Source organism: Idiomarina sp. A28L, assembly GCF_000218785.1.
Taxonomy (GTDB): Bacteria; Pseudomonadota; Gammaproteobacteria; order Enterobacterales; family Alteromonadaceae; genus Aliidiomarina.
Map to the genome: position 1 here is coordinate 67,193 of NZ_AFPO01000002.1, position 15,101 is coordinate 82,293.

At 44.7% G+C, this 15,101-nt stretch carries 11 protein-coding genes; 4 read left to right on the forward strand and 7 right to left on the reverse strand.

Annotated elements, in window-relative coordinates; all coding sequences use genetic code 11:
- Positions 1-84: 84 nt before the first annotated feature.
- A complete protein-coding gene (gene rlmD, locus A28LD_RS01435; protein ID WP_007419273.1) occupies positions 85-1,572 on the forward strand; it encodes a 23S rRNA (uracil(1939)-C(5))-methyltransferase RlmD in 1,488 nt (495 codons plus the stop codon).
- Here the strand turns inward: rlmD and A28LD_RS01440 are convergent.
- Both A28LD_RS01440 and A28LD_RS11795 read right to left on the reverse strand, forming a co-directional pair.
- On the reverse strand, positions 1,569-2,015 hold the full coding sequence (locus tag A28LD_RS01440) for a YaiI/YqxD family protein (protein WP_007419274.1): 447 nt from the start codon (positions 2,013-2,015) through the stop codon (positions 1,569-1,571). The genes rlmD and A28LD_RS01440 overlap by 4 nt on opposite strands.
- Positions 2,015-3,712 carry a S1C family serine protease gene (locus A28LD_RS11795; RefSeq protein WP_007419275.1) on the reverse strand — a complete coding sequence of 566 codons (1,698 nt, stop codon included), beginning with the start codon at positions 3,710-3,712 and terminating at the stop codon, positions 2,015-2,017. Before A28LD_RS11795 ends, A28LD_RS01440 begins: the two co-directional genes overlap by 1 nt.
- 149 nt (positions 3,713-3,861) lie before the next feature.
- Here A28LD_RS11795 and A28LD_RS11800 point away from each other — a divergent pair, with 149 nt between their 5' ends.
- Positions 3,862-6,219: a sensor domain-containing phosphodiesterase gene (locus tag A28LD_RS11800; RefSeq protein WP_158091777.1), complete on the forward strand. Its 2,358-nt coding sequence runs from the start codon at positions 3,862-3,864 to the stop codon at positions 6,217-6,219.
- Here the strand turns inward: A28LD_RS11800 and A28LD_RS01455 are convergent.
- The 3 genes from A28LD_RS01455 to A28LD_RS11805 all read right to left on the reverse strand — a co-directional run bounded on the left by A28LD_RS01455 (position 6,203) and on the right by A28LD_RS11805 (position 11,953).
- Entirely contained in the window at positions 6,203-7,618 is a 1,416-nt protein-coding gene (locus tag A28LD_RS01455; protein WP_158091778.1) for a sensor domain-containing diguanylate cyclase, read from the reverse strand. The two genes, A28LD_RS11800 and A28LD_RS01455, sit on opposite strands and share 17 nt — an antisense overlap.
- A gap of 241 nt (positions 7,619-7,859) precedes the next feature.
- Positions 7,860-9,638, reverse strand: coding sequence for an acyl-CoA dehydrogenase C-terminal domain-containing protein (locus A28LD_RS01460; protein ID WP_007419278.1), 1,779 nt, complete (start codon positions 9,636-9,638; stop codon positions 7,860-7,862).
- 158 nt (positions 9,639-9,796) lie between these two features.
- Positions 9,797-11,953 carry an AAA family ATPase gene (locus tag A28LD_RS11805; protein WP_007419279.1) on the reverse strand — a complete coding sequence of 719 codons (2,157 nt, stop codon included), beginning with the start codon at positions 11,951-11,953 and terminating at the stop codon, positions 9,797-9,799.
- Between the two features lie 197 nt (positions 11,954-12,150).
- Here A28LD_RS11805 and A28LD_RS01470 point away from each other — a divergent pair, with 197 nt between their 5' ends.
- Positions 12,151-13,410 (forward strand): tRNA nucleotidyltransferase/poly(A) polymerase, encoded by a 1,260-nt coding sequence (locus tag A28LD_RS01470; protein WP_007419280.1) that lies wholly within the window; start codon positions 12,151-12,153, stop codon positions 13,408-13,410.
- On the opposite strand, the gene folK is transcribed toward A28LD_RS01470, so the two are convergent.
- Both folK and folB read right to left on the reverse strand, forming a co-directional pair.
- The gene (gene folK, locus A28LD_RS01475) at positions 13,385-13,903 is read right to left on the reverse strand and encodes a 2-amino-4-hydroxy-6-hydroxymethyldihydropteridine diphosphokinase (protein WP_007419281.1); all 519 of its coding nucleotides are present in this window, start codon (positions 13,901-13,903) and stop codon (positions 13,385-13,387) included. The two genes, A28LD_RS01470 and folK, sit on opposite strands and share 26 nt — an antisense overlap.
- 21 nt (positions 13,904-13,924) lie before the next feature.
- Complete coding sequence (gene folB / locus A28LD_RS01480) at positions 13,925-14,284, reverse strand: dihydroneopterin aldolase (protein ID WP_007419282.1); 360 nt, start codon at positions 14,282-14,284, stop codon at positions 13,925-13,927.
- Between the two features lie 173 nt (positions 14,285-14,457).
- Between folB and plsY the strand changes: the two genes are divergently transcribed.
- Entirely contained in the window at positions 14,458-15,084 is a 627-nt protein-coding gene (gene plsY, locus A28LD_RS01485; RefSeq protein WP_007419283.1) for a glycerol-3-phosphate 1-O-acyltransferase PlsY, read from the forward strand.
- Positions 15,085-15,101 lie beyond the last annotated feature (17 nt).

A 15,101-nucleotide genomic window follows, 5' to 3' on the forward strand; every position in this document is an offset into this window, starting at 1 on the left:
AGTAGCACAACCCAAGCGATTAGATAGTTAATTTAAGGTAAACTAGTGATTGCCCCTTAAATTTTACGGAATGTATTAGCACTTATGGCTTCATTGTTCGATCGTTATCAGAAAGAAAAGCGCTTAAAGAAAAACGCGCAAAACGTAAAAGCCAAAAAGCAGGAAGTTCCTGAGCAGCCTGCTCCTAAAAGCGATCTCAATGTTAGCAATGGCCTTACCATTATTCGTTTAAGCCATGAAGGTAGGGGCGTTGCCCGCGATGCTCAAGGTAAAACTATGTTCATTAGTGGTGCTTTACCGGGAGAAGAAGTAACCGCTCAGGTAACTCAGAGCCGCAGCAAATACAACAACGCTGTAATCAGCACCTTACATAGCGCTAGTGAAGATCGTGTAGAGCCACCTTGCCCGCATTACGAGCAGTGTGGCGGATGTAACTTGCAGCATTTTGAGCATTCGGCACAGATAGCTTTCAAACAAAGTGTGATTACTGAACACTTAAAACGCGCTGATGTATTTACCGATTCAACTCAGGTATTCCCGGCAATTGATTCAGCACCCTATGGCTATCGGCGAAAAGCACGATTAGGGGTTACGCGCACCAAATCACAAGGGTTAGTGCTGGGCTTTCGCGAGCGCAACAGCAAGCGTTTAACCGCTATCCAACAGTGCCCAATATTAGTGCCACAATTGCAGCCACTTATTAGTGAATTACAGAATTTATTACCTCGCCTGCGTGGCCAAGGCCACATTGGTCACATCGAGCTCATAGCCGAAGCACAGCAAGCTAATATTATCGTACGCATTACTCAGCCTTTGCACGAAGGCGATCAACGAACTTGGTTTGATTGGGCTGAACAACTAGGTGTTCGCCTTATCGTTGCTAGCACTGCTTCCTCAGCTAACACTCCAGTTGATAACGAGCAATTCAGCATTGATGGACAAAGCGAACAGCCAGAGCGTTTACACTATGAACAGTTACACCCAACAAATACCGAAACTCCGCATTTTAGTTATGCACTAAATGATCTAACCATCGATTTTAGCGCCAGCGATTTTCTGCAGGTTAACTCAAAGGTAAACGAACAGATGGTTAGCCAAGCAATCGAATGGCTTAATCTTAACGGCAACGAGCAAGTGCTTGATTTGTTCTGTGGCTTCGGGAATTTCACTCTGCCATTAGCGCAACAAGCAAAACGAGTAACCGGTATTGAAGGTGTCGCTAGCCAAGTAGCTCAAGGCACCGCAAATGCTGAAAAAAATCAGCTAAATAATGTAGCTTTTCTCTGCACCGATCTTAACAAGCCAATAGCGAACTTTAGTTGGTCGAAAGAAACCTTCGATGTGGTGTTGCTCGATCCACCAAGAGCTGGCGCTGAAGAAATTTGCGCGCAGCTGAATCATTTGGGCGCACAGAAAATATTGTATGTTTCTTGTAACCCAATAACGCTGGCTAGAGATGCGGCCATACTCAAAGAGCAAGGCTATCAATTAACACGCTATGGCATGCTTGATATGTTCCCGCAAACAGCTCATATGGAAACTATGGCACTGTTTACGAAGTTACACGCTTAGGCATTGCGAGCTAAAATTCTATCTAGATGATCGGCGAAATTTTTTCGATCGGTTTGGCTTAGTGGTGGTGGCCCACCACTTTGCACACCGCTGGCACGCATGGTATCCATAAAATCACGAATATTTAAACGAGCACCAATGTTTTCTTTGGTGAATAGCTCACCTCTTGGGCTTAGAGCTTGTCCGCCTTTCGCAATAATATCAGCGGCTAACGGAATATCACTGGTGATTACTAAATCACCGGGCGAAACCAAACGAACAATTTCATTATCAGCCACATCAAATCCAGCACCCACCACCAAAACTTTTATCCACGGCGAAGGTGGTATTTTTATCCGTTGGTTTGCAACCAAGGTTAGTTGCATTTTTTTCCGTGTAGCCGCTCGAAACATCACATCGCGAATTTGTACGGGGCATGCATCGGCATCAATCCATAAATTCATTAATTTACTCGCGCTTCAAGTTCAGTAATACGAAGCTCACCCTGAACCCAAACTGATTCTTGGTAACTACCTACCCAAATATCATACACTCCGTTACGTGCACTGTTGAATTTTATGCTTGGATTGCGTGTGTTGCTGTTAGCATCATCATTGCAATACCAGCTTCCATCAGGAGCGTTTACAACCAATACCGGGTCTAAAGCGCTATCTTCAGCAATAAAATAAAACTGCAATAAGCTACTAGCACCCTCCCAACGCAAGCGGAAATCAGGCTTTTCACTCACATAACCCACGCAGTTTTCGATATTCGTCTGAGCTATATTTATTGAGCCACCGCCCATAATATCAACTCTATGAGGGTCTGGTGTAAAGCCTCTTACCAGGCTGGCTTCACCGTAGTATGGCACTCCGCTTATATCTAAGCTTGCTGTTAAATTTGCTGCCGTTAGTACGGTAACATTCGATAACCCTAAAGTGCCGGTAATAAAACGATCGGCTAGATAACTACCTACCCAAATATCATACTGGCCAACGGCAGCATTCTCGATAACAACCCCCGGATTCAAAGAGGTATTTTCGTAGTCATCGTTGCAATGCCAATCGCCATTCGGTGCGTTTACTAAAAGCGAGGTATCATCTGATGCTTCATTGCTTACAAAGCTAATGAACAGGTTCGCTTGTGCTTCCGTAAGCATCATTCGGTAATCAGGTGCAGATGCAACGTAGCCCAAGCACTCGCCACCTAAATATCGCGAGTTAATATCGCCTCCCGAGATAACTTCATGCTGGTGCATAGCAGCCAAAGCAGCACTATCCAAAGAAACGGAACCAAACCCTGGCTCCTTACTGAAATTCAAGCGTTCATCATCGCTTCTTGTCGCTAGCGCCCAATCGCTTAGCAAATCTGCTTCGTTGTCGATTATGGCTAGGGCAAATTCAGCCGCAAACAGAGAACCTAAGCGGCTTCCTGTTACTTCCTGATTAGCAACATAGGTTGGGATTCCAATAAACTCACCACGGCTGTTTACAACGGTTCCTCCGCTGTTGCCCGGGGATATTTCCGCATTAGTTCGATACCATAACGGCAAACGTTCACCTTTATATTCACCATACTGCACAGCCGAAATTATTCCGGTGGTATACACCATTTCATTTTCAACGGCTCCAGGGTAACCAAATACACCAACGTGCTCGCCTCTGCGCGCGGTTGCCTCAGAAGCTGCCATTGTTAATTCACTAAATGGAAATCCATATTGTCCCCGTAATAACTTTTCTGCAGTTACCAAATTTCCTTCCAAATCACTTACGATGCGCAGAACAGCGATATCGTACTCATCAGAAAAACCTTTCAACTCAGCCTTGAATTTCAGTTCAGCTGGTGCGTTTAAATCAGAAAGAACAGCAATGTTAACTTCAGTAAAACCCTCAACCACATGCTTATTGGTTATTACCAAAATCTCGTTATTGCGAATAAGAATGCTGCCCGAGCCGGTTCCGTCATCTACCTTCACCTGCACCACAGCACGAGAAATTTTATCAATATCATAATCTTGGGCAAGCGCGAGAGGCACAACATTCAACCAGAAAAACAATAGAGCAAATACGCCCATAGCAATGGCTTTGTATCGCCGTTGCAAAACTACAAAGCTCTTCCCCGGGAAAGTGCGAAGATTCATAAATTTAAGATTGTTAGCCATACTGATTCCAAGGAAGCGAATAATTCTGCTATTGTTATATTGCCAGCAAGAAAAAACAACAATTTCCACACGCAGTGATAATAAAAGTATAGATTGTCTTTTCAACTGGAAATATCAGGTTTTCTTATTACCTTAGGTATATGTATATTTTGCGCAATTTAATGCCTAAGCTGCTTACCTGGCGCAATTACAATAAAGTTCTCAGTAAAAAAGTGAGCCCAGTGAAGCTAGAAAAGCATAGTACACAATTGAGCTTCTACAAAATGATGGCGTCGATATCGGCACAGTTTGTGGCAGCCAAAAATGAACACATTGATGCGGCTATTAATAACGCACTCACCCAAATCGGCGAGTTTTTTAACGCCGATCGAAGTTATGTATTTTCTTTTAGTGAAAATCACCACGTGGCTGATAATACCCATGAATGGTGTGCAGCCAAGGTAACACCCCAACTTAATGAGTTAAAAAATATTCCGCTTGATGCCTACGGCGGTTGGTACACTTCATGGCAAGCAGGAGAGATAACCTGCATTAGTGATATTGCCGTTCTTCCCAGCGAATCACTAGAGCGAAAATTGCTAGAGCCACAGGGCATTAAAAGCGTGATTATGATTCCCTTGCGCACGGAAGATAAATTGTTGGGAATGTTTGGTTTAGATATTGTAAAAAGCTATGCGGAATGGACTGAAGAGCACATATCGCTGCTGAGCATTATTGCAGAAACAATTGCCAACTCATTATTGCGAAAGCGTTCAACGCTATCCATACACCTACAGCAAACAGTGGGGCAAATTACTGTTCGTTTCATTAATTTACCGGTAGCCTTGATTGATAACACTATAAATAATGCGCTTACTCAGCTGCGAGAGTTTTTCGATTTTTCCCATGCATTACTCCTTGAAGCAGAATCCGTACCGGCAAACTATGGCGAACCTAACTCTCGAAAGCCCAACAGCAAGAAAACCATTTACGGTTTCGCTAACGATTTTCTTCCAAACTTAAAGCCCGAGTATTATTACCACACCTGTGTATTATTTCCGATCGTGCATGGTAAGAAGCACTATGGATATTTAACTATGGTGCACGAAAATAAACTGATTTTTGATAATGATCAGCATATCGAATCATTGTCATTAATCGCGGAGGTTATCGCGGGTACTTATGCGCGCAGAGATACCGAAAAGCAAAATGAGTATTTGGCGTTTTATCATCCGGTTAGTGGCTTACCCAACCGAAGGTTCCTAGATAAACAAATAGAGCAGGTTGTGGCTGGCTGTGATCGCGAGCAAACCTGCTGTGCTATTGTTTTTATCGATATCGATCATTTCAAACATACCAACGATACTCTCGGTAGAGAGCTATCCGATAAACTACTACAGCATATTGGCCAGCGTGTTCAGCAGTTTATTGAAGCTGGCGATACTGCCGCTCATCTTGGGGCAGATCAGTTTGTTTTAATTATAGAGCAACTAGGTACTGATATTGATTCAGCTCTACGAAAACTGCAACGCGCGAGTGTGGAATTCAAAAATAATCTCGAGCAGCCTTTCCAATTAGAAAATAAATCTATCACAGTTTCTGCATGTATCGGCGTGAGCTTCTATTGTGGGGCAGATCCTCATGAACTCGATATTCTCAATCAAGCCGAGCTGGCTATGTTCAAAGCAAAAAGTTTTGGCCGGGGAAGCTTGCGCTACTTCGATCCGCAGATGCAAGAAAGTGCTAGCAAGCGCGCCTTGTTATACGACGATCTAAAAGTTGCGATTACCGAGAACCAATTTGAAATGTATTACCAATTACAGGTAAATCGGAAAGGCAAAGCAATCGCTGCAGAGGCGCTAGTTCGTTGGCATCATCCGGAGCGCGGAATGGTTTCTCCAAATGAATTCATAGATTTTGCCGAAGAAACTAATCTCATTGAAGATATTAGCGAACAAGTGATTGCACTTTCCTGCAAACAGCTCGCCGATTGGGGTGGGCACCCTGTTATGAACGACCTTGAACTGTCTATAAATATCAGCGCTCAACACATGTTAAAAAGTGATTTTATGGACACTTTGCAGGCTATATTGCAGATGACCAAGGCTCCCACTGAGAAGTTAAAGTTTGAGATAACCGAAAGTGCTTTAATCGCCGATACCACAGCAATTGTGAAGCTCATGAAAGAGCTTAACCAACTTGGTATTCGTTTCTCCCTTGATGATTTTGGTACCGGTTACTCTTCACTCTCTTACTTAAAAGCATTCCCTATAACTGAACTCAAACTCGATTTGCGTTTCGTTCACGATATGGTAACGAACAACCGCGATTACGCGATTGCAGCCGCTGTTATCATTTTAGCGAAAGAGCTCGATTTAATTGTGGTTGCAGAAGGTGTTGAAACCAATGAGCAGCGAGATTTGCTACTTGAGCTTGGCTGCGATTCTCTACAAGGCTACCTGTATTCTCGCCCGCTCCCTGCAGAACAAGTTGTGGCCTTAACGGAAGAAATCAACGCAAAGTTCTAGAATAGATATTTTCTTTTGCTTTTTTTTGATGCAACGATTCAGATACCCGCTGCACTGCATTATCTACCGATTCGTTCGGCTTGATTTCAATTACCGAATACTTAACGTTCAGCGGTTCTTTTAACCGTTCAATATTGATATAACTCAGTTTTAACAGCATTTGCTCGGCAAATCGCTTCGCCGAATCTAGTGGCAGTGCAGGCATTAGTAACATAAATGAATTACTACTTACCCGGCCAATAATATCTGATTGCCGCAGCTCTGTTTGCAAACATTTCGATACCTGAACCAACACCTCATCGCCAACCATATGACCATAGTTATTGTTAATCGCCCGAAAATGACAAATATCGAAAACCAAAAGGCAAACGGGAAATTCGTTACGGTAACTGCGCTCAAATTCTTCCTCGGCTGAATCTAAAAAGTAACTGCGATTGGCAACACCGGTTAAATGATCATTTTGCGTCTGATATTGTAAGTTCTGTGATTGCGAGAGCATCAAGGGAACCGCAAGGCCGTAGTAAACGGTAATGGCAATAACTGAAACCGCAAACTGATAAATAATGGCGCTCTCATCAAGAGAGAATAAAGCCACGCCTAAAGCAATCGCAACACAAAAAATCGTAAGGCTTAAAACAGCCCGCAACGCGTTTTCCGTGTATGCAATCCACATTTGCGGAATCACTAAAAAGAAAACACCAAAGGCTACATCTGGATTTTCAAACCACCAAGAAAGCACAATAAAACACAGCAGTAGTGTTAAGTTCACTGTCACTTTCATCGCGTAACGATATATTGGTGCCGGTTGGGTACTAATGCGTAACCGCCGCAACCAAGCTGAGTACATCGGTGTTTTCCAAACTAATAGAGCGAGGAAAAGTGGCGTAAGTACTAATACACCCACCATATCTCCAACCCACCGTAGCAGCCAATCATTGTAGAGATTGAAAATGGACAATGTTCCGGCGCTGATCAGCACCTGAATTCCGAAGAATGATGCTAACAAGGAAGTGATAAACCCGAGGGCTAAAAATCCTAAAATAATTGCTGGCAGGGTTCGAATAACATGCATGCGAATAAACTGACGCAAAAATAGCGCGCCAACCGCATAGGAGAAAACGTGCGCCAGGGTAGACGATGTACTGTTAAAGAACCATGCGAGCAAATCAGAATCTAGGCCATACATAGCGTCTATCCAGAACGCAGTGATGTAACTGGCAACTATAACCGGCACCATACCTCGCCAACCATACAGAACAATAGCGGCAAAGCTTAACCCGGCGGGAGGATACCAAATACTCGTAAATGGCGCATATTCAAGCACGAACGAAACTCGCCAAAGTAAAACCCAAGCGATACAAATAACAATTCCGCGCAACCAGCTCAATTGTTGTTCCACTGGTTCCGGGGGCTGTAAGTTACGCAATTTACTAAAGGGAGAATCGATCATAAGTGTGTAGTATGAGTATCCTTAATAACAACAAAGTTAAAATACGCTATCCACTTCGCTCTGGCAACTTTGTTGTATGGCAAGTTAAACACCAACTTGGGGGTACAAAAAACCCCCGAAACATCGCTTCAGATGTCCGAGGGTTTTCGCTTACTAAAACTCTAAAACAGTTCTAAAATAGCGAGCCCAGTTAAAACTCACTGGTATTTAAATCAAACAAACTTTGCGAACCTGCATCGATCGAAGCAACAATTCCGTGAATGCGTGGCAGAAGTTTAGCAAAATAGAACTTTGCAGTTTTAACTTTACTGGTGGCAAAATCACCAAGTTCATTGTTTGCCTCTGCAACTTGCGCCATGCGTAACCACAAGTAACCATAAGCAACATAACCAACAAGATTTAGGTAATCAACCGCCACACTGTTGATAAGGTTTTCATCATCACGGAAATTAGTTAACACATCTTTTGAAACACGCTCAAGCTCAATTACCGCCGAATTTAGCTGCTTGAATTCAGCAGACCACTGGCCTGGCTCTTGCGCTAAAAAGGTTCTAATCTCTTGTGCTAGCGGCTGCAATAGCGCACCACCTGAACCTACAATTTTACGGCCAAGCAAATCAAGCGCTTGAATGCCGTTAGTACCTTCATAGATTTGCGCAATACGGCAATCGCGAACCCACTGCTCTTGGCCCCACTCGCGAACAAAACCATGGCCACCCAATACTTGTTGGCCAGCAATCGTAGCCTCTAAGCCGGTATCTGTCATGAATGCCTTGGCTACAGGTGTTAACAACTGCACCAAAGCTTCAGCTGCTTCACGCGCCTCGGCGGTTTCAGCATATTTAGCGCGATCGAGCTGCTGGCCTACATAACTAGAAAACGCCCGGCCACCTTCAACAAAAGCTTTCATCGTTAACAGCATGCGGCGAACATCGCCATGCACGATTAGCGGGTCGGCTTCTGCATTACTCTCTTGAGTTGCTTTCGCACCTCGCCCTTGGCGGCGATCTAACGCGTAATCTAGTGCTGTTCCATAAGAGCGAGCCGCAGCACCTAAACCTTGAATACCAACACCTAGGCGCTCGTAATTCATCATTGTGAACATAGCCGCCAATCCACGGTGTGGTTCGCCTACCAACCAGCCTTGAGCGCCATCAAAGTTCATCACACAGGTAGCCGAAGCATGGATACCCATTTTATGTTCCACAGAACCGGCCTTTGCTGCGTTCCGTTCGCCCAGTGAACCATCTTCATTAACCAAAAATTTTGGTACTACAAACAGAGAAATACCTTTGGTTCCCGCCGGTGCATCGGGTAACTTCGCGAGCACTAAGTGAATAATGTTTTCGGTAAGATCGTGCTCACCACCGGTGATAAATATCTTCGTGCCGGTAATGCTATAGCTATCGTCATTGTTTGGAACGGCTTTAGTGCGGATAATGCCTAGGTCAGTACCTGCATGAGGTTCCGTTAGGCACATAGTTCCTGTCCATTCTCCCGCTACTAGGCGAGGCAGATAAGTATCTTTCAGTTCGTCACTGGCGTGCAAATCAAGCGACATAATCGCGCCAGCTGTTAATCCAGAATAAAGAGAAAATGAAATATCGGCAGCGCACATCATTTCTTCATACTGCGCAGAAAGCACTTTCGGCATGCCCATACCACCAAAATCAGGATTAGCAGTTACGCCCACCCAACCGCCTTCGGCAAGTTGCCGAAATTGTTCTTTGTAACCTTGCGGTGTCGTTACTACGCCATCGGCAAACGAAATACCTTCTTCATCGGCAGCGCGGGCATTTGGTGCGATAAGGGTAGAGGTTAACTTCGCCGCTTCATCAAGAATAGCGCGAGCGGTATCAGGATCGATAACTTCGCTCATCTTTGGCATTGCAGCCCAATCATCACCTACTTTTAAAACATCATGCAGTACAAAATTCATATCTTGTAATGCCACGCGATAATCACTCATAACAAACTCCCGTTGATTGTGCCTGAAACTCCGAAGAACAGGCTATCTGCGTCTATATCGCCTATACACTTAGCTAAAAGCTTCATCTTAGGCTATTTTCAAACGCTTGTTTAATTTGAGTGTATCATCGCAAAGGTACAACCAGTTCGCAAGTGTTTCTAATCAGTTAAATCCTCAAGTGCTTCAACACGAAATAAAATTTCTCGAAAGCCAAATATCGTGTGTGCCGCTTCTATCTGTACCACGCGCAAATCACCAAGCCGATCGCCTTCGCGGAGCATTCTATCGTTGATCCGAATCCATCGTTCCTGAGTGCGGCCGCTAAACATGTGCGAGTTATATTGAAAGCGCGGTAAACTTCTGCGTTCTGCTGCCGTTAGCTCATGCAACTGCCGCAATGCTTGAGTATTTGTTTGTGAACGCTGAGCATCTTGAATGCCTACTTCCGCAACGGCCTCATCAAAAAGTGCTCGAATTCGTGGTGAAACATCATCAAGGTTGTTGCTCTCCGATACATTCACTTGCTGCGTAGGCAAACGTTCGCCTTCTTCATTCATGCCTGGTTGCGTAGCTGCAACCTCAATTTCATTCTGCCCAAAACGTGCGGGTTTTCCTTCATTAGCTTCAGCCAACAGCTGCCGTGGAATCGCTAGGCCTTGCTGAGGAATAATTAATTGTTCCAAAGTATCCGCGGCCCCTAGGTAGGTTACCCGTGGCTGCGTTACCTTGTTAAACTCGGAAACGCGTATATCAGAATCACGTAACCGTGGCCGCTGCTGATAGTGAGCACTGCTTAACAAAGCTAACTCTACGGCAGTAAGTTTGTTTGATTCTGGCGTTTCTAGTTCAATTTCCTGAATGCGCGCAGCTTGGCTTTGCCGCAACCATTGCAGTTGCCGTTCCACCGAGCGGTTTTGCAATGAATATGGCACACGATCGGCCAAACCATTTCTGATTACTTCGGCAAGATCATCATAAGTAGGCACTTGCCAAAGCAGTAAGGCCTCTCCTGAATAAAGCGTATTGAATTGATTATCAGAAAGGTTATGCAGGCGTTTACCATTCCAAACTTGCCAAGGGTTGGAATCATGTGTGTAACCCAGTAAAAGGTAGAATTGGCCAACCCGCTCAGCAGCACCTTCAAATATCATTGGCGTATCGAGTTGAGCTACTTCTGGAATGCTAAATTTAGCGCGTAAACAAGCAAGGTCAACATCGAGTAGCTGCTGGCACGGCTCACTTGCATTAGCGAAGCTGGCAACATCCCACCTTTCCGCCAATGCCTCTATTGCTGGCAAAAGAGGCATGCCAAGCCCAACATCTGCCTTTACTGTTGTTCCTGAGCTCCGCGTTTGCTGAGTATTAGTTTCAGCACTGGAATCATTATCCCCAACAAAATATTGAGAGCCTGCCCAGCCAAGGAAAGCCAGAGTAACCGCAAATATTACAGTTGCTGCAATAGAGGATAGTTTCAAACTAGCGCTGCGCTGGCGATTTTGCACTGATGGCGCGAAACTTAATGAGCTCGCCGCCTCAGATACGTGTTTACCGGTTACTTGCCGCTGCTCTTCCCGTGCGGCAATTTGTAGCGCGCGATCGCATACCAAGTTAATTAAACGCGGTGTTCCTTTCGAAAAATGCCAAATTGCTTTTAGTGCTGCCGTATTAAAAATATTTTCAGTTGCTTCCACCCGATTCAGACGATGTTGAATATATTCGTTTGTTTCAGCAATGGTGAGGGGTAATAAATGGTAGCGAGCAACGATACGCTGTGCCACTTGCCGCAGTTCTCGACGCTGCAGCAGCTCTTGTAACTCGGGTTGACCAATTAACACTACGCTTAGAAGTTTGCGAGAATCAGTTTCTAGGTTTGTAAGCAAGCGAAGTTGCTCTAAAACAGAAGGTAAAAGGTGTTGCGCTTCATCAATTAACACAACAGGGTTTCGCCCTTGCTCTCCTGCTTCCTGAAGAAATCGGCTCAAATGATCTGTTAAACGCTTCAGTGAGGCTTTTTCATGGCGGCCTGGGATATTAAATTGATCACATATAGTGGCCAACAACTCTCGTTCGCTTAACATTGGATTCAGCACGAAGGCAACATCGAGTGAATCACCTAGTTCAGCTAAAATAGCTCGTGATAGTGTAGTTTTACCCGTGCCCACTTCGCCGGTAAGTAATAAAAACCCACCGCTCCCCGTAAGGCCGTTGCGCAAATGAGCCAAACCTTCGCGATGCCGGGGCCCGAGAAACAAAAAATCAGGATCTGGCGCGATAGAGAATGGCACTTGCGTAAAGCCAAAAAAATCATGGTACATAGTGTTAGGAACCTACACATAAAAATGCAAACAGGAGTACAGCAAGGTAGCAGCCTGCTACAATCCTTGCAATCACCACGAAGATTGGCAATGATTCTGAGTAATAATTTTGCCTGATAATGGTACGCGCTAGTGCTCCGTGTTAGTGCTCCATGCTAGGGGCTCGATAAATTGAGTAATGATCATCTAGGAACTTTATGAAGGTTTTTGTTGTTGGCGGCGCCGTGCGCGATGAATTACTTGGATTACCCGTTGCTGATTACGATTATGTAGTAGTGGGCGCTACCCCTGAGCAGCTTATTGCCGAGGGTTATACCGCCGTTGGTAATGATTTCCCAGTTTTCCTGCATCCACATACTCATGCTGAATATGCCCTTGCTCGAACAGAGCGTAAATCAGGCCCCGGTTACACTGGATTCACCTGCTATGCGGCACCCGATGTTACCTTAGAAGAAGATTTGCTGCGCCGCGATTTAACAATCAATGCCATTGCAAAAGATGAGCATGGTAACTTTTACGATCCTTACAACGGTGTTGCCGACATCAAAGCCCGTAAGCTACGCCATGTATCTGATGCATTTCACGAAGACCCGCTACGTGTGCTCCGCGTTGCTCGTTTTTTAGCGCGCTTTCACGAAATGGGTTTCAATATTGCCGAAGAAACCATGGCGCTGATGCAAAAAATGGTGGCTTCTGGAGAACTTCAAGCGTTAACCGCAGAGCGTGTTTGGCAAGAAACGTATAAAGCTCTGTTAACTGCGAACCCTGAAGTTTACTTGCAAACACTACATAAAGTTGGAGCGCTCAGTGTTCTCCTATCTAAAGATGCTGATGCCGATAGCAAGCAAAATGCTAATAACCCTTCGAGCATGAACCTCACGGCCACAAGCCTATTGCTAGCACAATTACAAAAGCTAAGTGGCAAATCGCTTCAAGATTTGCCGGCAGAAGCCCGAGAAGAGAAGGTATTACAGCGCTACGTTATGCTTTGTATCGATTTGCATACAGAGCTTTCCGAGAACATAGATATAGCAAGTGCTTTTAAAGTACCACAGCGTTTTCAACGTACTGCAAAGGAAACTGAATTGCTCGTTTCTCAGTTACAAGGTACTGAGTTGCAAGGTACTGAGTTACAAGGTACTGAGCCAGAAAAGCCTGCGCTAAACGCGAAGCAATTACTTACTATTTTTCAGAGAAACGATAGCTGGCGGCGGCCCGAGCAATTCAATTCAGTACTGCAATGTTTACAGATTATCTTTGGTGGCAGCGATATTCGGCAGCGGCCTGATTTCCGGGCGCTTGAAAACGGCCTTGCGGCAATGGCCAATATTGATGTGCAAAAAATCATGGCAGCAGGCTTCCAAAATCAAGAAATAAGCCAGCAACTTAATTTGCAACGTGAGCAAGTTCTCGAGCAGTTGTTAACTTCTTTTACCAGCGAAACGAAACAACCGTAAGCGCTTGCTGTTGGCCTTCATCGCTGTGCAGGAACAACTTCCACAATTCCTGAAAGCTTTGTTTTTTGGTGGGGTGCCTGTGCAATGGATGAAGATCCGCAAGCGGCTTTAACACAAATGCGCTGGTTAAAATCTCTGAACGTGGCAAATCAGGTTCACCGTTAGCGGAATTTTCTTGCACTCGATCACCAAACATTAAAATATCCAAATCGAGCGTTCTTGAGCTGTACTTTTCAGTTTCTGCCGGGCGCCCAAAACTTTCTTCGATATCTTTACACTGCTGTTGAACTTCCAAAAGCGTATTGCTGGTAAAAAAACTCACTACCAAATTATAAAACGGTGGCCCGGTGAAGCCCAAAGCTTCCGATTCGTATACAGGTGAAACTTGCAACAGCGGGTAATGCCTAGAAAGATGTAAAACAGCCCCGCGAATATTTGCTTCACGATTGATGTTACTACCTATACCGATACTAATTAGCTTTTCAGTAGCCATGTTGTTCATCAGCCCTTGTTATCATTCTTCACGTTTACGGAAAATGGTTACCGCAACCGTCTTCGCCGCAGCAACTGCGGTTGGCTTTGCTACTCGAACTTCAAGTTCAGTAACGCTAAATTCTTCCATAATGCGCGCCGCAAGCATTTCTGCTACTTCTTCAATTAGCCCCCAAGGCTTTGCAGAAATCCAGCTAGTAGCTGCTTTTCGCACAGCATCGTAATCAAGGGCATCTTCAATAGCACCACTTTTTGCAGCTGGGCGATTATCCCAGGCCATTTTTAAATCAATGATTAGCGGCTGGGTTATTTCTTGTTCCCATTCAAAAATCCCAATCACTGCCAAAACTTCTAAGCCTTCAACACTCACAAAATCTCGCACGCGCAATTCCTACTCTTAAAACATTGTTACAATTTAGTTTCTATATTAAGCCACTTTTCGCGCGTTGATGCTCGCTTCGATTAGCTTTTACGGAAAAAAAACTTTATTCTGCTGATATTCTGTTCTGCAGAACAACTTTAATCTTAACGCAACAGGAACGCGCAAAAAAGCTAATGTCTGCCCTCGCCCTTCTTATGATCGTGTTTGCTTATCTACTTGGTTCTTTAAGTAGTGCGATTATTGTGTGTAAAGCATTTCGTCTCGACGACCCACGCTTACGCGGGTCGGGTAACCCCGGAACCACCAATGTATATCGCCTCGGCGGCCCTGTTCCCGCAGGTTTAACACTACTTGGCGATATTCTAAAGGGCATGATTCCTGTTTGGGCGGCATATTATCTTGATTTGAGCCCCATTTTCTTGGGCTTGGTTGCAATTGCTGCCTGCTTAGGCCACATCTATCCCCTATATTTCAAATTTCAGGGTGGAAAGGCCGTTGCTACTGCGCTTGGTGCGATGTTCCCAGTAGCTTCAGAAATGGCGATTTTACTCATTGTTACTTGGATAATGGTATTTTGGGCAAGCCGAGTATCGTCACTAGCAGCCCTCATTACAGTTGCCCTTTCGCCAGTTTATGCATGGCTCATCAAACCCCAGTACACCATTCCAGCGCTCATGTTGGCAGCTCTTATCATCTGGCGGCATCGCACTAACATCGTGCGTTTATGGCGAGGAACCGAAGTGAGCTTTCAGAAAAAAACGAAGAAAAAACCACCCACAAATAACAAATCTTCGGAGTAGCCTTTTGTTCGTCTATT

Coding starts and splice junctions, on each gene's coding strand:
- folK (WP_007419281.1), bottom strand. CDS start 13,903: ATGGCTACTGAAAAGCTAATTAGTATCGGTATAGGTAGTAACATCAAT.
- rlmD (WP_007419273.1), top strand. CDS start 85: ATGGCTTCATTGTTCGATCGTTATCAGAAAGAAAAGCGCTTAAAGAAA.
- A28LD_RS01460 (WP_007419278.1), bottom strand. CDS start 9,638: ATGAGTGATTATCGCGTGGCATTACAAGATATGAATTTTGTACTGCAT.
- A28LD_RS11795 (WP_007419275.1), bottom strand. CDS start 3,712: ATGGCTAACAATCTTAAATTTATGAATCTTCGCACTTTCCCGGGGAAG.
- A28LD_RS01440 (WP_007419274.1), bottom strand. CDS start 2,015: ATGAATTTATGGATTGATGCCGATGCATGCCCCGTACAAATTCGCGAT.
- A28LD_RS01470 (WP_007419280.1), top strand. CDS start 12,151: ATGAAGGTTTTTGTTGTTGGCGGCGCCGTGCGCGATGAATTACTTGGA.
- A28LD_RS11805 (WP_007419279.1), bottom strand. CDS start 11,953: ATGTACCATGATTTTTTTGGCTTTACGCAAGTGCCATTCTCTATCGCG.
- plsY (WP_007419283.1), top strand. CDS start 14,458: ATGTCTGCCCTCGCCCTTCTTATGATCGTGTTTGCTTATCTACTTGGT.